Raw genomic sequence first — 24,781 nt, 5'->3', positions numbered from 1 at the left:
TAACAATCCTTCTCATTCGCACTTACTATTATCCCAACGAAACGGATTGGCATATCGTGCCATTTAAACAAAAGAATATGTGACTCAATCGTCATATTTACTATTCAGTATTGTTGAGCTAATAAGGATCTCACAATGAACAACTACGCTATTTTAGTCGCACGTATCATGATGCCTGTCTTATTTATTGTGGCCGGATACGGCAAATTAGGGGATGCTTATGCAGGAACTCAGCAATATATGCAGGCAATGGGTGTTCCGGGAGCATTGCTGCCGTTAACCATTCTGCTTGAACTGGGCGGCGGGCTGGCTATCCTGTTTGGTTTCTTAACCCGCACAACCGCGATTTTCACCTTTGGTTTTACTGTGCTGACCGCCCTGCTGTTCCACAGTAATTTTGCAGAAGGTGCCAACCAGTTAATGTTTATGAAAAACTTTACCATTGCAGGCGGTTATTTACTGCTGGCTGTTACCGGCCCGGGTAAATTCAGTATCGATTATTTACTGAAAAAGAAATGGTAATTGCATTCAGGCAAAGCCACACAGCAATATAATAAATAATACTATTGTGAAACATCCGCTCCGGCGGATGTTTCTGTTTCCGCCTCTTTCACTTTGCCGTCACGGGTAAAAAATGTCAGATCGGATAATGGTTTATTGAACAGATATTCATAATCCATTGACCAGCCGCGGATATCAGAAAACCCCCTCGCCTGATACGCAATGCACGGATACAAACCGAACCAGTTATCTTTTTCCATCAGGTCATGCCAGATAACATCGATGCTTTTCGATTCATCGGGTTCACCGTTTGCCGTAATCAGATGAACAGATTTATCAAAAATATGCATCATTTTTTCCGCATAACCCCGGTTCACAATATAGGCATTGGCACAATATGCATATTTAAGGCTGAGAGAACAAATATCCGCTTCATGCTCATAAACGTTGTAATAATTTCCGCCTAATAATGCAACATCCCACTCTCTTTTCTGAAGCGCGGATAAAAAGAGATTAGCCTGCAGAATATGTTCATCATCGCAATAAAAATTGCAGTCATCCTCAACAACCAGCACCGGTCCCCAGTCATTTTCCATGATCATTTTCATCACAGCAGCATGAGAAAGCGCACATCCCAGAAATCCCGGTGTTTTCTCAACCGCATTAAAGCGGATAATTTTCTGATAAGGGATTTCAATATTTCCCAGTGCTTCCAGAATATCGTCTTTGCGATCCGGCCGGGATTCCAGATTAATGTAAATCACTTTTTCGATAAAATCGTGTTCAAATGCGAAACTGACATCTGACATAAACCGTTTCAGATCCACGCTGCCTCCTGCAAATACACTGATGACATGCCTTTTATTACCGGTGAATATCCGCTGAATGCTAACGGATAAATATCACCGGTCAATCGCTGTTGTTCTTATTATTGATTACCGCATTTCCCGGCAGACACCGCAACCGGGCTCCGGCACACAAAAAAATACCTGCCGCGGATAGCCGGGCAGGTATCTGATAATGACCGGTGATAGTGCCGGTTTATTTTCCGCTGAATAATTTCGGAATTTCCCGCAGACACCAGGCTTTGGCCTCACCCATGCTGTCGCGGCGCCATGCCATAATCACATTGGTTTCATGGCTGTATTCGGAGCCGATCACTTTCAGGCGGCCTTCCTGAATATCTTTTTCCACCAGCGGGTACGGCATACTCGCCACCCCCAGTCCGGCAAGCAGAGCACGACGTTTATCATCAATAGAACTGACCGTCAGGCGCTGTTGTTTGTCCAGCAGTAACACCGTCAGCACCGGACGTTCGCGGGCGGTATCCGCCACGGCAATTCCCCGGTATTTCACCCGGGTGGTATCGGATAACGGCTCCGGCTCTTTGTGGATCGGGTGATCCGGTGCCGCCACATACACATTCACCACAGAATAGAGCGGGCGGGAGTTGATTTCAGAAGAGGTGCGGAAATGCATATCCGGCGCAATCACGATATCGGCACGCCCGGTTTCCAGCCGCTCCCAGGCACCGGCAAGCACTTCGGTGGCCAGTGTCAGCTGAGTGGTGGATTTCTGTGCCAGTTTGTCCACCAGCGGGAACAGCGAGGCCGTCGGGATCAGCGCTTCACAGACGATGGTCAGATGCGGCTCCCAGCCTCTTGCCAGTGCTTCCGCATCACTGGTCAGTTTATCCGCCGCTTCCAGCAGCAGGCGGCCGCGCTCCAGCAGCATCCGCCCGACATTAGTGAATTTTGTCCGGTGACCCGAGCGGTCAAACAGAACAACATCCAGCTCTTCTTCCAGTTTCTGCATGGTATAGCTCAGGGCGGACGGTACACGCCCCAGTTCTTCCGCCGCCGCCGCAAAACTTCCCCGGCGGTCGATGGCATCCATCACGCGCAATGATTCCAGCGTTAACGCTTTGTCTTTACTCATCATTATCTCAGTCAGAAATTTTGAATGTCGCCACCAGATTAACTGGCTAACAATTCAGCGTCCAGCCCTTTATTATTTCACCATGTTGAATAACAGGCAGACCATTATGATTATACACAGAACCGCCGGACAGGCCGGGTCCGCCGACTATGGCTGGTTACAGGCGAAATATGCTTTCTCTTTCGGACACTATTTTGACCCCGGATTTATGGGGTACGGCCCGCTGAAAGCACTGAATCAGGAGGTACTGGCTCCCGGTGCCGGTTTCCAGCCCAAATCCTATCCCGATGTGGATATTGTAAACCTGATCCTCAGAGGGAAGCACGATATTCGTGATAATGACGGACTCTATCTGGAGAGCAGACAGGATGAGTGTCTGTTTTTCTCACCGCGCAGGGATGTCAGTTACACTGAAACCAATCCCTGTGAGGAATCACCGCTGACCCGGATTCAGATCTGGCTGAAAGCTGCACGCGGCAGCCTGCGCGGCAGTTCACAAAAACTGATGCTGACACAGCAGCCGGTACAGCTGATTGCCTCGCCGGATGGTGAAGACGGCAGTCTTGATTTACAGCAGGGGGTGCGGATTTCCCATATCCTGCTCTCTGCCGGTGAGTCCCTGACACTGCCGCTGTACGGCAAACGGGCATTCTATCAGTCGGTTCACGGTACAGTGACGGCGGATGACGGGCAGAAACAGGGGATAATTGAATGCGGCGACGGCGCGTTTATTCAGGACAGCCGGGAAGTGACCTTTCAGGCGAAAACGCCCTGCCGGGCACTGCTTATTGATATTCTTGCCTGACACACGGCCTGAAATGAAACAACCCCGCGTCAGACGCGGGGTTGTGATAGTGAGGAGTCAGCCGTTAAGCCGGGTTCTGTCGTGGACAATCATTCCTCTGGGCCAGCACTCACGCACTGGCTCAAGCAGCCTACCCGGGTTCAGTGCGGGCCGCACCATATGAACCCCTATTTGGCCTTGCTCCGGGTGGAGTTTACCGTGCCACGGACTGTTACCAGCCGCGCGGTGCGCTCTTACCGCACCCTTTCACCCTTACCTGTGCCCTTACGGACCATCGGCGGTTTGCTCTCTGTTGCACTGGTCGTAGGCTCGCGCCTCCCAGACGTTATCTGGCACCCTGCCCTGTGGAGCCCGGACTTTCCTCCCCTTTACCCGTCTCCCGGAGGGACTACGATAAAGCAGCGATTGCCTGGCTGACTCCGCTGCGGATTATAAGCAGCTTTCCCGCTGATGTACAGAATAACTCCGCCCCGGAAGACCGGATGGCGGAAAAGGCATCACTCGGCGGCAGAATCCCCGTCCAGGGTATAACGGTAAAGGGCATTTTTCTTTACACCGTACAGTTCCGCCACCACCGCAGCCGCTTTTTTCGGCGGCAGTTCTTTCTGCACAATCGCCAGCGCACGCAGAATTTCCGGGCTGAATTCCTCATCCTGCACCGGCTTCGCACCTTCCGCAATCAGTACCATCTCCCCTTTGCGGCGGTTTTCGTCTTCCTTAATCCAGGCCAGCAGTTCCCCGACCGGTTTCCCCTGAATGGATTCCCAGGTTTTGGTCAGCTCCCGCGCCAGCACCACATAACGGTCTTCCCCCCAGACGGTGACCATATCGGCCAGTGTATCCAGAATGCGGTGGGTGGATTCATAAAAAATCAGCGTGCGCGGCTCATCGGCCAGCGCCCGCAGTGTGTCCTGCCGGCTTTTGGTTTTGGCCGGCAGAAATCCCTCGTAACAAAAACGATCAGAGGGCAGACCGGCAGCACTCAGCGCGGTGACAGCCGCACAGGCACCGGGCAGCGGGATCACAGTAAGCCCCGCATCACGGGCGCGGCGGACCAGATGGTAACCGGGATCGTTAATTAAAGGTGTACCTGCATCGGACACTAATGCGATACTGATCCCGGACTGTAATTTGGTAATTAATTGATCTGCTTTATACTGTTCATTATGATCATGCAGCGCAAACAACCGGTTATTAATACCGAAGTGCGAAAGTAATAAGCCGGTATGCCGGGTATCTTCCGCTGCAATCAGATCGACATTCGTGAGCACCTCAAGAGCACGTGCCGTGATGTCATTCAGATTACCGATCGGTGTCGGCACAACATAAAGTGTCGCTGCCGCAACCACGGCTTGATTAGGTTGATTCATTGTTTCGTCCAGATGATCACATTAGAATTGAGCTTTCAGAAAACTATAACCGGGTACAGTATGTTTTCCTTAACTTTATCGCGTTACCGCAGGCAATTACTTTGTACCGCACTCTTTTCCACGCTGGTTCTCTCAGGCTGTACACTTGAGAACCGGCATGCGGGCACAGCCGGCAAAGGCCAGCCGGAAACACAGGTTCAGCAATATCAGAAGATTATTGATGCTGCGGCCGGAAAGCCGTCCGTTGACGCAATCCGTGCTTATATCGCTCAGGAGCCGCTGCTCACTGATCCGGATGCACATCAGCAGAATATTGATGAAACCTGGCTGATGCTAACACGTTTTACCCCCGAAGAGCGCAATAACATTCAGGTTAACGCTGATGAAAGCGTCTTACAGGGCTGGGTTGATCTGCTTATTCTGTATCAGAACAACCAGCAGGATCTGAAAGCGCTTTCCGCCGCACTGGGTGACTGGCAAATCCGTTACCCGGATAACCCGGCCGCCAAATCACTGCCGCAGGATCTTATCCAGACCCTGAGCAGCACCTACGGCCAGACCGGTAAAAATGCCCGAGTTGCCCTGTTCCTGCCGCTGAGCGGCCAGGCGAAACTGATGGGTGATGCTATCCGTCAGGGCTTTACTGATGCACAAAACGGCGCGGTATACAGTACCGGTTACCGGGTTACTGATGTTCCGGCCACACAGCCGGTCAGCGCCGTTCCGGCACAGACCACCCTCAGCCCGGCGGATCCTGATAAAGATATCACCACACCGGATGTGACAAACGGAGCACCGTCAAATGACAGCACCGCAGACGGCGCAACCGCAGCCAGTCCGGTATCAGCCCCGCAGGCACTACCGTACAGCGGCGAGTCCCGCACTGTCACTGACGTGAAAATCTATGATACCGACAGCAAACCGCTGGCAACTCTGCTGGCGCAGGCACAGGCTGACGGCATGGATCTGATTGTCGGACCGCTGCTCAAAGGGGATGTCGCCACACTGGCAACCGCAAACACCCCGCTGAACATTCTGGCGCTCAATGAATTAGATACACCAATCGCCCGTCCGAATGTCTGCTACTTTTCACTTTCACCGGAAGATGAAGCCCGCAACGCCGCACAGTTTATCCGTCAGGATAATAAAACTGCTCCTCTGGTACTGACACCGGATAACAGCTTCGGCCGCCGGATCGCACAAAGCTTTGCCGATGAGTGGCAGAAAAATGGTGGTGGTGTGGTACTGCATCAGACCTTCTCCGGCAATCCGGACAGTTCGCTTTCACTGACCGGCGTACCGGTGCAGCCATCCTCATCAGCGGCAGCACAGCCGGATGGCTCAGTTGTACAGCCGCAGCCTGTCAGCGGCGGTGTGGACTCGGTCTATATTATCGCCACTTCTGATCAGCTGATTTACATCAAACCGGCGCTGGAATTTGCCACCAGTGCGCGCGGTCGCCCGGCGTTTTATGCCAGCTCCCGCAGCAATAAAGCCGGAACCGGCAAAGATTTTCAGTTTGAGATGGAAGGGCTGAAACTGACGGATATCCCGCTGATTGCGGGCGGTAATCCGCAGTTACTGAGTCAGGCAGCCGGGAAATTCGGCAACGACTATACCCGTGTCCGCCTCTATGCGATGGGCATGGATGCATGGCGTCTGGCGAATCAGTTCGGTGATATGCAGCGTCATACTCTGCGCATGAATGGTGCCAGCGGAGACATTACTGTCACTGATAACTGCACCGTTTACCGTCACCTGCCGTGGCTGGAGTTTAAGCAGGGTAATCTTGCCCCGCTGGGTGCCGCAAACTAGTCTTTGTCTGAATTTTACAGGTGACAGGATGTCACCTTTATATTGCTGATATACAGGGAACGTATTTATGCTTACATGGCTGACAGGCCGTCGTCATGAACAATTTGCCCGGCGCTGGCTGGAACAGCAGGGACTGACATTTGTTGCGCAGAATGTCCGTTTCCGCCGGGGCGAAATTGATTTAATTATGCGGGACAGCGGCACCTGGGTGTTTACCGAGGTTCGCTATCGCCGCAATGCACACTATGGCGGAGCGGCTGCCAGTGTCACAAAAACCAAACAGCGCCGCTTACTTTATGCGGCTTCCTGCTGGTTATCTCAGCAACAGCTGAGTATGCTGACATGTGACTGCCGTTTTGACATTTGCGCCATAACCGGTGACCATATCGACTGGCTGAAAAATGCCTTTGGTCACGCCGACTTTTGTTAATGTCGTTATCCGTTGCTGATAGCAGGACTTATACGTGTTAGACAGAATTAAACAGTGTTTTACTGAAAGTATTCAGACGCAGATTGCAGCCGCAGAAGCCCTGCCGGATGCCATTTCCCGGGCGGCCATGATGATGGTTCAGTCGCTGCTCAACGGCAATAAAATCCTCTGCTGCGGTAACGGCGGGTCGGCGGCGACAGCTTCGCGCTTCGCCACCAGTATGATCCACCGGTTTGAAACCGAACGCCCGAGCCTGCCCGCACTGGCACTGAATACGGATAATGTGGTGATGACCGCAATCGCTGCCAACCGGCAGCAGGATGAAATTTATGCCAAGCAGGTCCGCGCCATCGGCCAGACCGGTGATGTGCTGCTGGCGATATCCACACACGGCAACAGCCGCAATATTATCAAAGCGGTTGAAGCTGCGGTGACCCGTGATATGACCATTGTGGCCCTGACCGGCTACGACGGCGGGGAGCTGGCTGGTCTGCTGGGTCCGCGTGATGCGGAAATCCGCGTACCCTCACAGCACAGTGTCCGCATCCAGGAAGTGCATATGCTGACGGTGAATTGTTTATGTGATTTAATCGACAATACCCTTTTCCCCCACCAGGAAGACTAAGGAGATATTATGAGAATTGTGCCCGTGGCAGCACTAATCTGCAGCGCGTTACTGTTACAGGGATGTATCGGCGCAGCACTTGTCGGATCTGCGGCAGTTGCGACCAAAGCCGCATCAGACCCCCGTTCTGTCGGCACACAGGTCGATGACGGCACACTGGAAGCCCGTGTCAGCGGCCAGCTCAATAAAGATAAAGATATCAAACAGCAGCGGATTATTCCGGTGGCTTATCAGGGGAAAGTCCTGCTGATTGGTCAGGCGGAAGATCTCTCTCTGGCGCGGCGGGCAAAAGAGATTGCCGCCAAAGTGGACGGTACCGAACTGGTGTATAACGAAGTCCGCCAGGGAACACCGATTGATTTGGGGACTGCCTCCAAAGACGCCTGGATTACGACAAAAGTCCGTTCCAAGCTGCTGACCAGTGATGCGGTAAAATCCGCGAATATCAAGGTAATCACTGAAAACGGTGAGATTTTCCTGTTAGGGGTGGTTACCCGTCAGGAAGGGGCTGCCGCGGCGAAAGTAGCCAGTGAAACGGATGGTGCGAAAAAAGTCACCACCGCCTTTACCTGGCTGAATTAATTCCGTCTGCTTTCGGAAACCGATAAGAAACCTGACTTAATGTCAGGTTTTTTTATGCCCGTGCCGGATGCCTGCTTTCTGCTCATCCGCCTGAATGCAGATAAAATGCAGGATATATCAATAAATAACAAATAATAAGAACATTATACCAAAACAGTCTGAGCCGCGGTCATTATTATATTTACTTATCATTTTTGTAAAAAAACAAATCAGTAAGATAAATTCATTATACTGCGGCTAATTATCAGCCAGATTATTTTTCTTCAGGAACGTTGTTCCGCCCAGCAACTGCATCTGATGCAATATCCATTGCTGACGCTGGCGGAGATACGCGGAAGGTTTATCCGCATGCAAGCGGTGGGGATTCGGCAGCACGGCGGCCAGTAATGCAGCCTCGGCCGCCGTCAGATTTTTCGCGCTTTTGCCGAAAAAGTGCTGCGCCGCTGCTTCGGCACCGAAAATTCCCGGCCCGAACTCCGCGATATTGAGATACACCGTCAGGATCCGTGACTTTGACCAGACCAGCTCAATACCGGGCGTCAGCAGCGTTTCCAGCCCTTTTCGTACCCAGCTGCGGCCATCCCACAGAAACAGGTTCTTGACCGTCTGCTGGCTCAGTGTGGATGCACCGCGTGCCGCCCGGCCTTTCTTACCGCTTTTTGACAGTGCGTCGGAGATAGCACCGAAGTCAAAACCGTGGTGGTGCGGGAAATTCTGATCCTCAGACGCAATCACCGCCAGCTTCATCTGCGGGGAAATAGCGTCTTCACCCGCCCATGTACTGTGAGCGACATAAGAAAAATTGAATGTTGACCATGCCGAAAGCTGCCTTTCCAGCATCACCATAGAGTAAGGGACAGGGAGGAACGCGAACAAAATTATCATTGTTACCCATAACAACATAACAAAAACAACTATTTTTCGCAGAAACCGCAATATCCTCCCCATCATTTTCCTCATTCTTTATCAGGCCATTCCGAGCACTTTCTTCACGAGTTTATCAATCCCGATCTGTGCCTGTGCGATATTCTCAGCCAGCATATAGGCTGGGGTTGTCACGATTTTATGGGTTTCATCTACGACGATATTATCCACCGTACAATTGACATGTACGCCGCCCATTTCCGCGATCGCCGCCGCAATATCAGAATCATTGCCAATGGTAAGTTGTACTGATGAATTAACGATTTTCGGGATCATCACCGGTGCAATACACATAAATCCCATCGGTTTGCCCTGAGATAACATTTCACGAGTCAATAATAAAAAATATTTATCTATTTCGCAGTCAGCACCTTTTACGGCAAAATCGCACAGATTTTTTGCAGCGCCGAAACCGCCCGGAACAATCAGTGCATCCAGCTGTGACGCATCCGCTTCAGCCAGCGGACGGATTTCTCCGCGGGAAATCCGTGCAGACTCTTCCAGCATATTGCGTTTTTCTGATTTTTCCTCACCGGAAAGGTGATTGATAACAGTGCGTTGAGGTTCATCCGGTGCAAAAAAATACACCTGTGCGCCGGATTGGGTTAAACTGAGCAGCGAAAGAACGGATTCATGGATTTCACTGCCGTCGAAAACACCGCATCCGCTTAAAACGATACCAACAGATTTCATATCTGACTCCTTTTGTAGTAGATTAATGCTTAACCCTTTAGAGGTGCAAACACCAATCTTCATCACAGTTTTTAATGAATCTTGTAACAAAAATACTTATCTTTGCTATGTTGAAGCCTGTATGATGTAAGAGCCTATTTCATCACTCGCCTAAATAACGATAAATAGTTGTCGCGGGTGAACCAGTTTCCCTGGTGTTGGCGCAGTATTCGCGCACCCCAACCTCGGTTGGGGTTATTTTTTACCTGCGATTTGCCAGCCAGTTTCTTAAAATCCCCACCTGACTTTCCCAATCGTGATTCAGTTCATCGACCCACTCCTGCACGTTATCATCCCATGCCGGTAATTCCGGTGACTGAATCTGCTGCGCAACCTGCCGCAGATGGATAAGCCCGACTGACCCAGCGGCGCCTTTGATTTTGTGTCCCTCTTCCGCAATGCCTTTGCGGTCTTTCGCCACCATGTTGGAATTGAGGATCGCCAGGTAACCCGGCATCATTTTTTCAAACACATCCAGGCTGTCTTCAATCAGTTTCGGCCCCACCAGTTCGATGTACTGATTCAGCATCCCGAGATCCAGTGACTGCGCATACACGTCCTCAGACGCCGCTGAGCCGCTTTCCTCCGCAGGCAGTGCCTCACTGCCGTCTCCCCAGAATTTCGCTATCATCTGCGTCAGAGCGCCCACAGCGAGAGGTTTGCTCAGTACTTCATCCATACCGGCATCCAGATACTCTTTTTTATCCTTCAGCACATTGGCGGTCAGTGCCACCAGCGGCGGTAAATCATCCGCCTGATAACGCTGATGCAGCTCACGGGCGATATCCAGCCCGCTCATATCCGGCAGCTGAATATCCAGCAGCACAAGGTCGTACTCCTCCGGCGAGAACATCGCCAGCGCGTCACGGCCGTTCATCGCGACATCCACCGTGTTACCCAGTTTTTCCAGGACAGAGCGCGCCACCACCACATTCAGCTCGATATCCTCCACCAGCAGGATATTCAGGGCCGGCAGCAGCAGGCCGTCATCTTCCTCCTCCTCCGGCGCCTCCCGGGCCGGTGCGCAGACCGACAGCGTGAAGCAGGAGCCTTTGCCCGGCTCACTGGTCACGGTGATATCACCGCCCATTGCCTGTGCCAGACGGCGGGAGACCGCCAGGCCGATACCGGTACCGGTGGCAGGGCGCCCGCCCGCGCTGTCCGTTACCTGGTAATACATGGCGAAGATTTTTTCCAGCTCATCCTTCGGAATGCCGATACCGGAATCCCGCACCTCAAAGCAGAGCATATCATTGGCTTCACGCCACACTTTCACCGTGATACCGCCTTCGCGGGTGAATTTCACGCCGTTGCCGATAAGATTCCACAGGATCTGGCGCAGACGGGTACCGTCCGCCATGATCACAGACGGTACCGGCTGGATCAGATCGAGGGTGAACTGCAGCCCTTTCGGCTGCACCAGCAGGCCGGACAGATTTTCCAGATCAGAAATAAATTCGGTGAAATTGACCGGCTGGGTATCGAGGCGGACGTTGCGCCGCTCCAGTTTGTCCATCTCAATCACGTCATTGAAGATATTGCCGAGGGTGACGGCGCTGACATGAATAGTTTTCAGGTAATTTTCCTGTTCCGGATTGAGATCCGTATCCAGCAGAATGCGGCTCAGCCCGACAATCCCGTTCAGCGGCGTACGCAGTTCGTGACTGATGGTGGAGATAAAGGTGGTTTTCTCGCGGCTGGCGTTTTCAATCGCTTCCTGATAACGCTTGCGCTCGGTGATATCACGACCAAAGCCCATCAGGCCGTGGCGTTTGCCGACACTGTCATAGAACGGCACTTTGCGCAGCTCAAAGCAGGCTTTGCGCCCGTCCGGATACACCAGCCACTGCTCATAGGTGAGCGAGACATTATGACGGAATACTTTTTCATCCGTTTCCATCACTTTATCAGCGATTTCCGGTTCATAAATATCGCGCGGGGTCAGGCCGCGCAGCAGTTTTTCACTGCGGCCGGTAAGCAGTTCCATCGCGCGGTTACAGCCGGAAAACTCATTTTTCTCATTGCGGTAATACACCAGGTCCGGCGAGGCATCAAGGAAGGAGCGCAGCAGGACAGATTGCTGTTCAAATTCAAGCTGGGTCTGTTCGCGGCGGCTGATCTCTTTCTTCAGTTTATCCAGCAGAACAACCTGTTCATCCTCAACTTTTTCGCGCTCGGTAATCTCCTGATTAAGTTGGGTAATGTTCTCTTTCAGCTGTTCGTTGAGTTCGAGATCCCGCTTGCGCATCACTTCCAGTTTACTGACCAGTCTGGACAGGCGCTGGCGGGATTCCTCCAGCTGTTCAACCACCACAGACATAAAATAGACCGCCCAAGGCGTGATCAGCAGGCCGAAGAAGACAGAGCGCACCAGGTCAATGCTCTGCACTTCCCCCTGGAGCAGCATGGTGACAGCAATCTGCACCACCATCGCCAGCACCACCAGTCCCGATGCCAGCAATAACGAAAACCGGACCAGGCCCAGTTTCATCAGTAAATCAACATAATATTGTGCTAAACCGCGTAGCAATTTCATATCTGCTCCACCCGCTGAATGAGGGTTAGTATCATAACGTAAAATTGGCGGATCACAGCGTTTCCGGTGCGGATTAAGTAAAAAATCAAATCAGCCGGCGTTACAGGCATCCTCAGCCGGATAATATGACCGGATTATCCCCCGGCACTGTTTTTTTATCTGAATAAAATTAAAAACACGACATTTATCTGCAAATTAGCATAAACAGAGCAGATAAAATCAGGTTATAAATAAAAATGCCCATGCTGCGCGGTAATAACCCGCAAAAAACAGTGATGTACATCACACAAAAAATCGGTGCTCCGGTTGCGGAAACAGCGGATTAAAATCCTGAAAATAGTTTTTTTTCATTAAATTATCGCAAAAACCATGCTCACATACTGTCAGTTACCTGATATTTGACCGTCACCGTATTTCCCGGTAAGTTGAAAAACGACGTTCCGGATCACCTGTGGTCAGCACCGATATAATAATTATTATTTACACGCCGGTCGCGGCACTAACACACATCACAATACCCTTTGCTGAGATATCTGTCGTCAGCAGGGCTGACTGAGGCCCGGAAACAGCTTTGCCGCAGAAATGCGGCCTAATGTGAGACATGCAAAAGGGGCCACTTATGCTTTATAACCCGTCACAGGATAAGGACAACTGCGGTTTCGGCCTGATTGCCCACCTCGAAGGACAACCCAGCCACAAAGTCGTGCGTACCGCCATCAGCGGGCTGGCGCGGATGCAGCACCGCGGTGCGATCCTCGCCGACGGCAAAACCGGGGACGGCTGCGGTTTGTTATTACAAAAACCCGATCGTTTCTTTCAGATGATTGCTGCGGAGAATGAATGGCGGCTGGCGCGTAATTATGCAGTCGGGATGCTGTTTCTCAGTCAGGACCCGGTCATTGCACAAAACTGCCGCGATATTATCGAAGAAGAGCTGGCAGACGAAACACTGTTTATCGCAGGCTGGCGTAAAGTGCCGGTCAGACCGGAGATCCTCGGCGAAATCGCCCTCGCCGGTATGCCGCAGATTGAGCAGGTTTTTATCAATGCCCCTGCCGGCTGGCGGGCACGGGATCTGGAACGCCGCCTGTTTATGGCGCGCCGCCGGATTGAAAAGCGCATCAGCGACCCGGATTTTTATGTCTGCAGCCTGTCCAATCTGGTGACGATTTATAAAGGTCTGTGTATGGCCGCCGATCTGCCGCATTTTTATCCGGATCTGGCCGATTTAAGAATGGAATCTGCTATCTGTCTGTTTCATCAACGCTTTTCAACCAATACTGTTCCGCGCTGGCCGCTGGCACAGCCCTTCCGCTATCTCGCCCATAACGGCGAAATCAACACTATCACCGGTAACCGCGAATGGGCACGTGCCCGTGCTTACAAATTCCGCACGCCGCTGATCCCGGATCTCATCACCGCCGCCCCGTTTGTTAATGAAACCGGTTCGGATTCCAGCTCACTGGATAATATGCTGGAACTGTTTCTTAACGGCGGAATGGATCTGGTGCGTGCCATGCGGCTGCTGGTACCGCCTGCCTGGCAGAATCACCCGGATATGGATGATGATCTGCGCGCCTTTTTTGATTTTAACTCCATGCATATGGAGCCGTGGGACGGCCCGGCGGGGATTGTTATCTCTGACGGACGCTATGCCGCCTGTAACCTCGACCGCAACGGGCTGCGCCCTGCCCGCTATGTTATTACCACAGACAAACTGATTACCTGTGCCTCTGAGATCGGTATCTGGGATTATCAGCCGGATGAAGTCACGGAAAAAGGCCGTGTCGGGCCGGGGGAACTACTGGTGATTGATACACAGGAAGGCCGCATTCTGCATACCCGCGAGACCGATAACGATCTCAAAACCCGTCATCCGTACAAGGCGTGGCTGGAGAAAAATGTTGTGCGGCTCACGCCGTATCAGGATCTGATGAATAAAACGCCGCCGCAGCGCGCCCTCGGTGATGCACAGCTGGCGGTGTATCAGAAGCAGTTCGGTTATACCCTGGAAGAGCTGGAGCAGGTTCTGCGGGTGCTGGGGGAAAACGGCCAGGAAGCCGTGGGTTCAATGGGGGATGATACTCCGTTTGCGGTACTCTCTGCCCGCCCGCGTCTGATTTATGACTATTTCCGCCAGCAATTTGCCCAGGTAACCAACCCGCCGGTCGATCCGCTGCGGGAAGCCCATGTTATGTCGCTCGCCACCAGCATCGGCCGGGAGATGAATGTCTTCTGCGAAGCGGAAGGCCAGGCACACCGGCTGAGTATGGCCTCACCGGTACTGATGCACACGGATTTTGAACAATTGCTGAGCCGTGATCCGGATTATTACCGCGCGGAACATCTTTCACTCTGTTTTGATCCGCGGGAAACCACACTGGAACAGGCGATCCGCACCCTGTGTGATAATGCGGAAGCCGCTGTCCGCGCCGGTGCTGTACTGGTGGTACTGAGTGACCGGCAGATTTCACCGGACACCCTGCCGATCCCGGCACCGATGGCGGTAGGTGCGGTACAGCAACGACTGGTCAGCCAGAACCTGCGCTGTGACGCCAATATCATCGCCGAAACCGCCGGTGCCCGTGACCCGCACCATTTTGCCGTGCTGCTCGGGTTCGGCGCTACCGCCATCTATCCTTATCTCGCCTGTGAATCCCTGCTGAAACTGTGCAGCGATAACGTCCTCACGCACTCACCGGCTCAGGTATTGCTCAACTACCGCAACGGCATCAACAAAGGACTGTATAAAATCATGTCCAAAATGGGGATCTCTGCCGTCTCCTCATACCGCTGTGCCAAACTGTTTGAAGCGGTCGGCCTGAGTGATTCTGTGGCAGAACTCTGTTTCCGGGGTGTGCCGAACCGGATCGGCGGCGCGGATTTCAGTGATTTCCAGCAGGATCTGCATAACCTGTCCCGCCTCGCCTGGCTGCCGCGCAAACCGCTCGATGCAGGCGGTCTGCTGAAATACATTCATAACAGTGAATATCACGCCTATAACCCGGATGTGATCGCCACATTGCAAAAAGCCGTTCACAGCGGAAATTATGCGGATTATCAGCACTATGCTGCCCTGGTAAACGGCCGTCCGGCAGCCATGCTGCGTGATTTACTGGCACTGCGCACCGATACACAACCCATCAGTATTGATGAAACTGAATCGGCTGAATCCCTGTTTTCCCGCTTTGATACCGCAGCCATGTCTATCGGCGCCCTCAGCCCGGAAGCTCATGAAGCACTGGCTGTCGCCATGAACCGGCTCGGCGGCAGCTCTAACTCCGGCGAAGGCGGTGAAGACCCGGCGCGGTTTGGTACAGAAAAAAACTCTAAAATCAAACAGGTGGCCTCCGGCCGCTTTGGTGTGACACCGGGATATCTGCGCAGCGCGCGGGTTATTCAGATTAAAGTGGCACAGGGCGCGAAACCGGGTGAGGGTGGTCAGCTTCCCGGTGATAAAGTCACGCCGTATATCGCCTCGCTGCGCTATTCTGTGCCCGGCGTCACCCTGATTTCCCCGCCGCCGCACCATGATATTTACTCTATCGAAGACCTGGCTCAGCTGATTTTCGATCTCAAGCAAGTCAACCCGGAAGCGCTGATTTCCGTCAAACTGGTCTCGGAGCCGGGCGTCGGTACCATTGCCACCGGTGTGGCCAAAGCCTATGCTGATTTCATCACCATTTCGGGGTATGACGGCGGCACCGGCGCCAGTCCGCTCACCTCTGTCAAATACGCGGGTACCCCGTGGGAGCTGGGGCTGGCAGAAGCCCAGCAGGCACTGGTGAGCAACGGTCTGCGCCATAAAATCCGCTTACAGACAGACGGCGGACTGAAAACCGGGCTGGATATCATCAAAGCCGCCATTCTTGGTGCGGAAAGCTTTGGTTTCGGTACCGGCCCGATGGTCGCCCTCGGCTGCAAATATCTGCGCATCTGCCACCTGAATAACTGCGCCACCGGCGTGGCAACCCAGGATGAAACGCTGCGCCGCGATCACTATCACGGCCTGCCGGAGCGGGTAATGAACTATTTCCGCTTTATTGCACAGGAAACCCGTGAGCTGATGGCACAACTGGGTGTGAGAAAACTGACCGACCTTATCGGCCGTACTGATTTGCTGGTCAGAATTGAAGGCACCACAGCCCGGCAGCAGAAACTGGATCTGTCCGATTTACTGGTCTCTCCGGTACCGCATGAAGGTGCCGCACTGTTCTGCTCTCAAACTAACCCGCCGTTTGATAAGGGGGAACTGAACCGCCGCATCCTGGAAGATACCCGGACCTGTGTGCAGACACAGCAATCCCGTGCCTTTTATTATGATATCCGCAATACCGACCGCTCGGTGGGCGCTGCGCTCTCCGGCTTTGTGGCGGAGCTGTACGGCAACAGCGGGATCGCCGCTTCACCGCTGAAACTGCATTTTACCGGCACCGCCGGGCAGAGTTTTGGTGTCTGGAATGCCGCAGGTATTGAACTGACACTCACGGGCGATGCCAACGACTATGTCGGTAAAGGCATGGCGGGCGGGCAGATTGTTCTGCATCCGCATCCCGGCTCTGCCTTTGCCGCTCACGACACCACAATTGCCGGAAATACCTGTCTGTATGGTGCCACCGGCGGCAAACTCTACGCCGCAGGCCGTGCCGGAGAGCGCTTTGCTGTCCGTAACTCCGGCGCACTGGCGGTGGTCGAGGGCGTCGGTGATAACGGCTGTGAATATATGACCGGCGGGATTGTCTGTGTGCTCGGCAAAACCGGGATTAACTTCGCGGCCGGGATGACCGGCGGATTCGCTTATCTCTATGATGAGGACGGCACCGCCGCCGGGCGTGTTAATCCGGAAATGGCGGAAACCCGCGATATCAGCGGGCTGCCGGTTCTGCAGGAACATTTGCGCGGCATGCTGGAAGACCACCGCCGCCTGACCGGCTCCGCCAGAGCAGACGCACTTCTCAGAGATTGGACAGAACAGGCCGGGCGGTTTATCCTCGTCAAGCCGAAATCTGCGGATATTCATGCACTTGCCGGGGTAACCCGCCATGCAGACACTGAATTACGGATCCGGGCACAGTAAGGGGAATCAAGATGAGCCGCAATGTTTATCAGTTTATTGAATTACAGCGTACGGATCCGCAAAAGCTCCCGCTGGCACTCCGTAAAACCGAATTTATCGAGATTTATGAGCCGTTTTCGCCGCCGCAGGTGAAAGAGCAGGCGACCCGCTGCCTCGGCTGCGGTAATCCGTATTGTGAATGGAAATGCCCGGTACATAACTATATCCCCAACTGGCTGCGGCTGGCGGAGGAAGGCCGGATTATTGAGGCCGCAGAGCTGTCACACCAGACCAACAGCCTGCCGGAAGTGTGCGGCCGGGTATGTCCGCAGGACCGGTTATGCGAGGGTGCCTGTACCCTGCATGACGAGTTCGGCGCGGTCACCATCGGCAATATTGAACGTTATATCACCGATAAAGCCTTTGAAATGGGCTGGAAACCGGATCTCTCCGCTGTCCGTCCGACCGGAAGAAAGGTCGCGGTAATTGGCGCCGGTCCTGCCGGGCTGGCCTGTGCCGATGTGCTGATCCGCAACGGCGTAACCCCCGTAGTATTTGATAAGCACCCGGAAATCGGCGGGCTTCTCACCTTCGGAATTCCGTCGTTTAAGCTGGAAAAATCCATTATGAAGCGCCGCCGTGAGTTGTTCACAGAGATGGGCGTGGAGTTTCAGCTTAATACCGAGATCGGAAAAGAGATCACGCTCAGTGAGTTACAGCAGAACTATGATGCCGTCTTTATCGGCGCGGGCACCTATCAGCCGATGAGCGGCGGGCTGAAAAATGAAGATGCTGCCGGGGTATACAGCGCCCTGCCGTATCTGATCGGCAATACCCGTCAGGTGATGGGGCTGCCGGATGATGATTCCGCTCCGTTTATTGACCTGAAGAATAAACGCGTCGTGGTGCTCGGCGGCGGAGATACAGCAATGGACTGCCTGCGGACCGCCATCCGTCAGGGTGCTGCGGAAGTGACCTGTGTGTACCGCCGGGATGAGGAGAACATGCCGGGTTCGCGCCGTGAGGTGAAAAATGCCAAAGAGGAAGGGGTTAATTTCCGTTTTAACTGTCAGCCATCCGCCATTGAAACCGATGCAACGGGTAACGCCTGTGGTGTCCGCGTATTAACCACCCGGCTGGGTGATGCGGACAGCAGCGGCCGCCGTCAGATTGAAACGGATGATAATTCCGCCTTTGTTATTGATGCCGATGCAGTCATTATCGCGTTCGGTTTCCGGCCGCACGCGATGCCGTGGCTGGATGCTCTCAGTGTCACACGGGATCAGCAGGGCCGGATCAGCGCCCCGGCACAGGCAACTTATCCGTTTGAAACCTCTGTCAGCGGTATTTTCGCCGGCGGGGATGTGGTACGCGGCTCGGATCTGGTGGTTACCGCCATTGCCGAAGGCCGCCGGGCGGCAGAAAGTATTCTCGATTATCTGCACGTATGAGCAGAGTAATTACCTGATCATGCTGCCTTAAATGCAAAAAAGACCGCTTTCGCGGTCTTTTTTATTTATCGGTCTGTTACTTCACGACACGTAAGTTCGGACGGCCACGCGGTGGTTTCGGCGGCTCCGGGTCATCCCCGTCGGTGCTTTCTTCCGCCGGTTTTACCGGTTCGTCGTGGATCAGGGTGATGTTATCCACTGCCGGAGTCAGAATATCTTCTTCTTCCGCAGCCTCATAAGCCACTTCCGGCTCAAACATCATCCCGGCACCGTTTTCACGGGCGTAGACCGCAATAATGGCAGCCATAGGCACATCCACCTGGCGCGGAACACCGCCGAAACGAGCATTAAAACCGACCCACTCGTTGGTCATTTCCAGATTACCCACAGCGCGCGGTGCAATATTCAGGACAATCTGACCATCCTGAGCATACTCCATCGGCACATTCACACCGGGGGTGTTCACATCCACCACCAGATGGGGTGTCAGTTCGTTATCCAGTAACCATTCATAGTGCGCCCGCAGCAGATAAGGGCGGCGCGGTGTTAATTCCTGAATATCCATCAGCGGTTAACCCCGTGACTGTAAACGCATCTCACGCTCAGCTTCCGTCAGGGAAGCCAGGAAAGAGTCACGCTCAAACACGCGCTGCATGTAGAACTGCAGGTGTTTGGTATCAGAAGACGGACGTGCGGACAGGTCGATACCCAGTACCGGCAGACGCCATAACAGCGGGGACAGGTAGCAGTCCACCAGGCTGAATTCTTCATTCATGAAATACGCGTATTCTTTGAATACCGGCGAAACAGCAACCAGCTCTTCCGTTAACTGTTTGCGGGCCTGGTTCGCTTCCTGGGCAGAGCCCTTTTCAATTTTATTCATCAGCGAGTACCAGTCCTGCTCGATGCGGTGCATCATCACACGGCTCTGCGCACGCATCACCGGGTAAACAGGCATCAGCGGCGGATGCGGGAAACGCTCATCAAGGTATTCCATGATAATACGTGAATCATATAAGGTCAGCTCGCGATCCACGAGTGTCGGTACCGTCTGGTATGGGTTCAGATCGATCAGGTCTTGTGGCAGATTGCCTGCTTCGACATGCTCAATTTCAAAACTTACCCCTTTTTCCGCCAGTACAATCCGTACCTGGTGGCTGAAAATATCGGTCGGGCCGGAGAACAGAGTCATTACCGAACGTTTGTTGGCAGCGACAGCCATGAAAACCTCCAAGTTTATCAAAATAAAGGAATGAACAGCGCACTACGCCATTCCTACCTGTAATCTCTCACTGAATCCGGGAAAGAAAACCACAGCGGGCCAATCCGGGCGCGCGGCAGTATGTTCAGGGGCGAGAAAAATGTTTGTGCCAGTTTACCAGATTTTGCTCAACTTAGGGTGAGTCAGGGCAAAAAATCATTCAAAAACACTAAAAATGGGGGTTAACAGGGACAGATTCATGAAATAAACATGAAATTACAGGTTATGTCGGGATAATTTGCGGCAATTATACGGTTATAAAAAAACCCGCCGGTGGCGGGTTTTTGTATTCCAACGAAACCAGTGATTAACGTTTGGAGAACTGTGGACGGCGACGTGCTTTGCGCAGACCCACTTTTTTACGTTCAACTTCACGTGCATCACGCGTTACGAAGCCGGCTTTACGCAGCTCAGAACGCAGAGATTCGTCGTACGCCATCAGAGCACGGGTGATACCGTGACGGATTGCGCCTGCCTGACCAGAGATACCACCACCTTTAACAGTGATGTACAGGTCCAGTTTTTCTAACATTTCAACCAGTTCCAGCGGCTGGCGAACTACCATGCGTGCTGTTTCGCGGCCGAAATAGTTTTCGAGGCTGCGTTGGTTGATGACGATGTTACCACTACCCGGCTTAATAAAGACACGAGCGGATGAACTTTTGCGGCGACCAGTGCCGTAGTATTGATTTTCAGCCATTGCCTATAATCCCGATTAAATGTCCAGAACTTGCGGTTGCTGTGCCGCGTGATTGTGCTCGTTACCTGCGTAAACTTTCAGTTTACGGTACATTGCACGACCCAGAGGGCCTTTCGGCAACATGCCTTTCACAGCGATTTCAATAACGCGCTCAGGATGGCGTGCGATCATCTCTTCGAAGGTCGCTTGCTTAATACCACCAACGTAGCCAGTGTGGCGATAGTACACTTTGTCTGTACGCTTGTTGCCGGTTACAGCAACTTTTTCTGCGTTCAGAACGATGATGTAATCACCGGTGTCAACGTGAGGAGTATATTCCGCTTTGTGCTTACCGCGCAGACGGCGGGCTAATTCAGTTGCAAGGCGGCCTAAAGTTTTGCCGGTTGCATCAACAACGAACCAGTCGCGTTGTACGCTTTCTGGTTTAGCTGTAAAAGTTTTCATTAAAGCTTACCCAATAAATAAGTTACATGTTGGTGAACCAATGTTCAGAAACTGAGGCTCACACGACGCTTGTCCAGTAAACCTACCCCTTCGAGCAGAATCATCTGGCGCTAGTTGCAGTCTTCTTTGGGAAATAAAGAAAACCGCTGTAACGTGGGGTCGCAAGATTATAGAGAAGTCCCTGCAAAAAATCGACCCCAAATTAAAAAAATTTCCCCGAAACCCTTTTCAGGGGCGCGCATTATACCAGATGCGGCAGTTTCAGGTACTCTTCACTTTGCATTTCCTGCAGCCGGGAGAGGCATCTGGCGAACTCAAAGGACAATAACTGCCCCTGATAGAGAGAATCCATCCCGCTCTGCGCCTGAATAATCAGTTTTACTTTCCGTTCATAAAACTCATCCACCAGCGCCAGAAAGCGCCGTGCCGCATTCTCATTTTCCGTGGTCAGCACCGGAACCTCATACAAAAGCACGGTGTGATAGATTTTCGACAGTGCAATATAATCGAGCTGGCTGCGCGCATCTTCGCACAGTGTCCGGAAGGTCACCGCCAGCACACCGTCCGTTTCCCGCACCACCGGCAACTGACGGTGATTGATGGTCAGCGCCGCCTGTCCGGCTTTCTGTCCGCCGGTCAGCCGGGAGAACATGCTGTCCATTGCCGCTGACGTTTCCGCATCCGCCGGGGTCAGCCACAGATGGGCTTGTGTCAGCGTGCGCAGACGGTAATCAATCCCCGCATCCACATTCAGCACATCACAGTATTTTTTGATCTGCTCAATGGCCGGCAGAAACCGGGCTCGCTGTAATCCGTTGCGGTACAGGTCATCCGGCGGGATATTGGAGGTCGCCACCAGCGCGATACCGCGCTGAAACAGCGCTTCCAGCAGAGTACCGAGGATCATGGCATCCGTGATATCGGAGACAAAAAACTCATCGAAACAGAGAACATCCGTTTCCTGTGCAAAGCCGTCCGCTATGCTCTCCAGCGGATTTTCATGTCCCTGAAGCGCCGTCAGCTCCTCATGCACCCGCAGCATGAAGCGGTGGAAATGCAGCCGCAGCTTGCGCGGCCCGGGCAGACTGTCATAAAACAGATCCATCAGCCAGGTCTTGCCGCGCCCGACCCCGCCCCACATATAAATACCCTGCACCGGTGGACAACTCACCGGCGCGGGGGCTTTTTTCAGCCAGCGGTTCAGGGTGCCGCGCAGCCCTTTTTCCGGCTCAGGGGAGCATGGTGTGCGCATCAGGAGCGCCTGATGCATCTCTGTCAGCCGGTCAACGGTACGCCGCTGCACGTCGTCCGGCGCAAATCCGCTGCCGTTCAGTGCCTGCTGATACAACTCACGCGGTGTTGTGCTCATAAACGGTAATCCCTTAATATTATCAGAGGTTTTTATTGAGATTTTTATGATGTAGCGGCGGGTATTATACCCGGAAATCCGGGATAATGCCGGAAAGCCTTACCTTCACTATTCCCCCCGGACGGCAAATCCGGTTATAGTGACAACAGATTCTAACGCGCATGATGCACTTAAAGGAGTAGCCATGATTTGGGTATATGCACTCATCGGATTAGCAGTTGGTTTAATCATTGGTGCGCTGGCCGTTCGTCTGGGCAGTTCTAAGTTCAGAGAGCAGGAAGCCATGAAACGGGACCTGGAAAAAAACAAGGCCGAACTGGAAGAGTACCGCAAAGAGCTGGTCAGCCACTTTGCCCGCAGTGCAGAACTGCTGGATAATATGGCGAAAGATTACCGCCAGTTATATCAGCACATGGCGAAAAGTTCCTCAGAACTGATGCCGGAACTGTCCGCACAGGATAATCCGTTCAGCTACCGCCTGACGGAAGCTGAAGCCGATAATGACCAGGCGCCGGTAAAAATGCCGCCGCGTGATTATTCAGACGGCTCATCCGGCCTGTTCCGTCCCGTCGAAAACAAAGAAAGCTAACCATTGAAACCGCAGGCAACTGCGGTTTTTTTTCGCCTGAATTCAGCCGCTTAATACAGTCTTCCAAACCATTCCCCGCACTAATCTTCAGTTCACGTAAAGCCTTGTAAAGGTTGTTTTATTTCCGTTGAATGAGGAACTTTTACACACACATAGAGTCATAGGAGTATCTGCGTATGCTGCGGCTTCTCATGCCTGCAGATTCAGCTTATTAATTGATGAGACACAAAACGAATGATGAATAAAAAGAAAAAAAACCTGCTCAGTGCTGTTGCCATCAGCCTCGGGTTATCCCTCGCGGCGCTGCCTGCAGTATCAAATGCGGCCTTACCGGCCAAAATGGCCACCGGTGAATCTCTGCCGAGCCTGGCACCGATGCTGGAAAAAGTGCTGCCCGCTGTAGTCAGCGTGGAAGTTTCCGGTACCGCCGTTGCCCGCCAGCAGGTGCCGGAAGAGTTTAAATTCTTCTTCGGCCCGAATATGCCGTCACAACAGGAAAGTGTCCGCCCGTTCCAGGGACAGGGTTCCGGTGTCATTATTGATGCACAGAAAGGCTATATTCTGACCAACAACCACGTTATTCAGAATGCGGATAAAATTCAGATCCAGCTCAACGACGGCCGTAAATATGACGCGACCTTAATCGGCCGTGATCCGCAGACCGATATTGCCCTGTTACAGGTGAAAAATGCCCCGAACCTGATCGCCATCACCCTGGCGGATTCCGATAAACTGCGCGTCGGTGATTTCACCGTTGCTGTCGGGAACCCGTTTGGTCTGGGTCAGACCGCGACCTCCGGGATTATCTCAGCATTAGGCCGCAGCGGCCTGAATGTGGAAGGGCTGGAAAACTTTATTCAGACCGATGCCTCCATCAACCGGGGTAACTCCGGCGGTGCACTGGTCAATCTCAACGGTGAACTGATCGGTATCAACACCGCGATTCTGGCACCGGGCGGCGGTAATATCGGGATCGGCTTTGCTATCCCGAGTAACATGGCCAAAGACCTGACCTCCCAGCTGATTGCCACCGGTGAAGTCAAACGCGGCTCCCTCGGCATCCGCGGTGCTGAAATGAACGCAGATATCGCCAAGGCAATGAGTGTGGAAGCTCAGCGCGGGGCGTTTGTCAGTGAAGTGATCCCGAAATCCGCCGCTGCCAAAGCGGGGATTAAATCGGGTGACGTGCTGGTCTCCGTTGACGGTAAGCGCGTCAGCAGCTTTGCGGAACTGAGAGCCAAAATCGGTACCACCGCACCGGGTAAAGAAGTAAAAATCGGTCTGCTGCGTAAAGGCAAACCGCTGGAAGTCAGTGTGATACTGGATGACAGCGAAGGCCAGACCACCAAAGCGGAAAACCTGACCACTCTGCTTCAGGGAGCAACCCTGAGTAACGGCAGTAATAAAGAGGGTAATAAAGGCGTGAATATTGACGCGGTACAGAAAGATTCTCCGGCGGCCATGTCCGGCCTTCAGCCGGGAGACCTGATTATCGGCGTCAACAACCAGCGTGTGATGACCATTGTTGAACTGCGTAAAATTATCGACGGCAAGCCAAGCGTGCTGGCACTGAATATTTTACGCGGCGACGACAATATTTATCTGCTGCTGAATAATGCCGGCCGCTGATACATTTTTACTGTGAATACTGAA

21 protein-coding genes and 1 other RNA gene are annotated in these 24,781 nt (G+C 53.0%); 10 read left to right on the top strand and 12 right to left on the bottom strand.

The features are described from left to right. Positions 1-135 precede the first annotated feature (135 nt). A complete protein-coding gene (locus tag ACSBQN_RS01010) occupies positions 136-522 on the top strand; it encodes a DoxX family protein (protein ID WP_004240479.1) in 387 nt (128 codons plus the stop codon). 41 nt (positions 523-563) lie between these two features. Here ACSBQN_RS01010 and ACSBQN_RS01005 read toward each other — a convergent pair whose 3' ends face one another. Both ACSBQN_RS01005 and ACSBQN_RS01000 read right to left on the bottom strand, forming a co-directional pair. Next, a complete protein-coding gene (locus tag ACSBQN_RS01005; protein WP_024474535.1) occupies positions 564-1,328 on the bottom strand; it encodes a glycosyltransferase family 25 protein in 765 nt (254 codons plus the stop codon). Positions 1,329-1,542: 214 nt separating this feature from the next. Then, on the bottom strand, positions 1,543-2,439 hold the full coding sequence (locus tag ACSBQN_RS01000) for a LysR family transcriptional regulator (protein ID WP_015422972.1): 897 nt from the start codon (positions 2,437-2,439) through the stop codon (positions 1,543-1,545). A gap of 106 nt (positions 2,440-2,545) precedes the next feature. Between ACSBQN_RS01000 and ACSBQN_RS00995 the strand changes: the two genes are divergently transcribed. After that, a complete protein-coding gene (locus ACSBQN_RS00995) occupies positions 2,546-3,244 on the top strand; it encodes a pirin family protein (RefSeq protein ID WP_024474534.1) in 699 nt (232 codons plus the stop codon). A gap of 49 nt (positions 3,245-3,293) precedes the next feature. Here ACSBQN_RS00995 and rnpB read toward each other — a convergent pair. Both rnpB and rsmI read right to left on the bottom strand, forming a co-directional pair. Then, positions 3,294-3,665: RNase P RNA component class A (rnpB, locus tag ACSBQN_RS00990), an RNA gene on the bottom strand. A 76-nt stretch (positions 3,666-3,741) separates the two neighbouring features. Next, positions 3,742-4,614, bottom strand: a complete 873-nt coding sequence (gene rsmI / locus ACSBQN_RS00985) for a 16S rRNA (cytidine(1402)-2'-O)-methyltransferase (protein WP_024474533.1) — start codon at positions 4,612-4,614, stop codon at positions 3,742-3,744. Between the two features lie 60 nt (positions 4,615-4,674). Here rsmI and ACSBQN_RS00980 point away from each other — a divergent pair, with 60 nt between their 5' ends. From ACSBQN_RS00980 to dolP, 4 genes are all read left to right on the top strand, one after another. Beyond that, complete coding sequence (locus tag ACSBQN_RS00980) at positions 4,675-6,429, top strand: penicillin-binding protein activator (protein WP_354633160.1); 1,755 nt, start codon at positions 4,675-4,677, stop codon at positions 6,427-6,429. Positions 6,430-6,496: 67 nt separating this feature from the next. After that, positions 6,497-6,859: a YraN family protein gene (locus ACSBQN_RS00975; RefSeq protein ID WP_004236359.1), complete on the top strand. Its 363-nt coding sequence runs from the start codon at positions 6,497-6,499 to the stop codon at positions 6,857-6,859. Positions 6,860-6,893: 34 nt separating this feature from the next. Beyond that, complete coding sequence (diaA, locus tag ACSBQN_RS00970; RefSeq protein ID WP_004240488.1) at positions 6,894-7,484, top strand: DnaA initiator-associating protein DiaA; 591 nt, start codon at positions 6,894-6,896, stop codon at positions 7,482-7,484. A 9-nt stretch (positions 7,485-7,493) separates the two neighbouring features. Further along, a complete protein-coding gene (dolP, locus tag ACSBQN_RS00965; RefSeq protein WP_004236357.1) occupies positions 7,494-8,066 on the top strand; it encodes a division/outer membrane stress-associated lipid-binding lipoprotein in 573 nt (190 codons plus the stop codon). Between the two features lie 237 nt (positions 8,067-8,303). On the opposite strand, the gene mtgA is transcribed toward dolP, so the two are convergent. From mtgA to arcB, 3 genes are all read right to left on the bottom strand, one after another. Further along, on the bottom strand, positions 8,304-9,026 hold the full coding sequence (gene mtgA / locus ACSBQN_RS00960) for a monofunctional biosynthetic peptidoglycan transglycosylase (RefSeq protein WP_024474531.1): 723 nt from the start codon (positions 9,024-9,026) through the stop codon (positions 8,304-8,306). Positions 9,027-9,032: 6 nt separating this feature from the next. Beyond that, a complete protein-coding gene (gene elbB / locus ACSBQN_RS00955) occupies positions 9,033-9,683 on the bottom strand; it encodes an isoprenoid biosynthesis glyoxalase ElbB (RefSeq protein ID WP_004240489.1) in 651 nt (216 codons plus the stop codon). 241 nt (positions 9,684-9,924) lie between these two features. After that, a complete protein-coding gene (gene arcB / locus ACSBQN_RS00950; RefSeq protein WP_373369303.1) occupies positions 9,925-12,213 on the bottom strand; it encodes an aerobic respiration two-component sensor histidine kinase ArcB in 2,289 nt (762 codons plus the stop codon). Positions 12,214-12,877: 664 nt separating this feature from the next. On the opposite strand from arcB, the gene gltB reads away from it, so the two are divergent. Together gltB and ACSBQN_RS00940 are read left to right on the top strand one after the other, a co-directional pair. Beyond that, positions 12,878-17,335: a glutamate synthase large subunit gene (gene gltB, locus ACSBQN_RS00945; RefSeq protein ID WP_036408378.1), complete on the top strand. Its 4,458-nt coding sequence runs from the start codon at positions 12,878-12,880 to the stop codon at positions 17,333-17,335. Between the two features lie 11 nt (positions 17,336-17,346). Further along, the gene (locus ACSBQN_RS00940; protein ID WP_024474528.1) at positions 17,347-18,765 is read left to right on the top strand and encodes an FAD-dependent oxidoreductase; all 1,419 of its coding nucleotides are present in this window, start codon (positions 17,347-17,349) and stop codon (positions 18,763-18,765) included. Positions 18,766-18,841: 76 nt separating this feature from the next. On the opposite strand, the gene sspB is transcribed toward ACSBQN_RS00940, so the two are convergent. From sspB to zapE, 5 genes are all read right to left on the bottom strand, one after another. After that, positions 18,842-19,330, bottom strand: a complete 489-nt coding sequence (gene sspB, locus ACSBQN_RS00935; RefSeq protein WP_004240493.1) for a ClpXP protease specificity-enhancing factor — start codon at positions 19,328-19,330, stop codon at positions 18,842-18,844. A 6-nt stretch (positions 19,331-19,336) separates the two neighbouring features. Next, complete coding sequence (gene sspA / locus ACSBQN_RS00930; protein WP_004236347.1) at positions 19,337-19,987, bottom strand: stringent starvation protein SspA; 651 nt, start codon at positions 19,985-19,987, stop codon at positions 19,337-19,339. A 346-nt stretch (positions 19,988-20,333) separates the two neighbouring features. Further along, a complete protein-coding gene (gene rpsI / locus ACSBQN_RS00925; RefSeq protein ID WP_015422974.1) occupies positions 20,334-20,726 on the bottom strand; it encodes a 30S ribosomal protein S9 in 393 nt (130 codons plus the stop codon). 15 nt (positions 20,727-20,741) lie between these two features. Further along, the gene (gene rplM, locus ACSBQN_RS00920; RefSeq protein ID WP_004236344.1) at positions 20,742-21,170 is read right to left on the bottom strand and encodes a 50S ribosomal protein L13; all 429 of its coding nucleotides are present in this window, start codon (positions 21,168-21,170) and stop codon (positions 20,742-20,744) included. A gap of 241 nt (positions 21,171-21,411) precedes the next feature. Beyond that, entirely contained in the window at positions 21,412-22,539 is a 1,128-nt protein-coding gene (zapE, locus tag ACSBQN_RS00915; RefSeq protein WP_024474527.1) for a cell division protein ZapE, read from the bottom strand. Positions 22,540-22,723: 184 nt separating this feature from the next. Between zapE and zapG the strand changes: the two genes are divergently transcribed. Next, the gene (zapG, locus tag ACSBQN_RS00910; protein ID WP_004236342.1) at positions 22,724-23,128 is read left to right on the top strand and encodes a Z-ring associated protein ZapG; all 405 of its coding nucleotides are present in this window, start codon (positions 22,724-22,726) and stop codon (positions 23,126-23,128) included. Positions 23,129-23,362: 234 nt separating this feature from the next. Next, a complete protein-coding gene (gene degQ, locus ACSBQN_RS00905; RefSeq protein WP_354633158.1) occupies positions 23,363-24,757 on the top strand; it encodes a serine endoprotease DegQ in 1,395 nt (464 codons plus the stop codon). Positions 24,758-24,781: the final 24 nt, after the last annotated feature.

Source organism: Morganella sp. B601, assembly GCF_051172335.1.
In the GTDB taxonomy this organism is placed as follows: Bacteria; Pseudomonadota; Gammaproteobacteria; order Enterobacterales; family Enterobacteriaceae; genus Morganella; species Morganella morganii.
Note: the sequence above shows the minus strand (reverse complement) of the source record. Positions and strands in the feature narration are given on the sequence as shown.